Origin of the sequence: Kocuria cellulosilytica (assembly GCF_040981245.1) — a bacterium.
Classification (GTDB): Bacteria; Actinomycetota; Actinomycetes; order Actinomycetales; family Micrococcaceae; genus Kocuria; species Kocuria cellulosilytica.
In genome coordinates, this window is sequence record NZ_JAVFWZ010000161.1 from 1 (window position 1) to 509 (window position 509).

Annotated in this window: 1 protein-coding gene; it reads right to left on the minus strand. The window is 73.9% G+C overall.

Annotated features, from left to right (window positions below; all coding sequences use genetic code 11):
- Nucleotides 1-318: 318 nt before the first annotated feature.
- Nucleotides 319-509: excalibur calcium-binding domain-containing protein (locus RCG67_RS17495; protein ID WP_368828096.1), on the minus strand; the 191-nt coding region annotated here is incomplete at its 5' end.

Genomic DNA, 509 nt, shown 5'->3' on the forward strand with positions numbered 1-509 from the left:
ACAGCTCGATGCCGTCGTAGCCGGAGTCGGCGAGGAGCCGGACGGCGTCCGGCAGGGCCAACGAGCGCAGCCCGTTGGCGTTGTAGGCGAGACCTGGACGGTCGGCGGTCGGAAGGGGCACGGCAGCTCCTGTTCGAGTGGTGGCGGACGGCCGCGCCGTTGGGTCCTCCGACGAGCAGGATGAAACATCCCCTCAGGGCAACCGGTGGGGCGCCTCGTGGCGGACGTCACGCAGTCCAGCGGCCGTTCGGCTTCCCCAAGTGGGACACTAACGCCCAGGTCGGACAACGACCAGTGTCCTCCGTCACGGGAGACCGGTCAGCCCTCGCAGGCCACGCCCGGCTCCCCGCCGCGGTCCAGGGCCGGGCGGTAGCCGGGCTGGTCCGCGCGCAGCGGCGCCGCGCCGGCCGCCCGCACCGCGTCGCAGTCCGGGTAGTACACCTCCTCCGCCGGGGCCGGTGCGGTGGGCGACGCAGCAGGCCGTGCCGTGGGCGAGCCAGTGGGTGGAA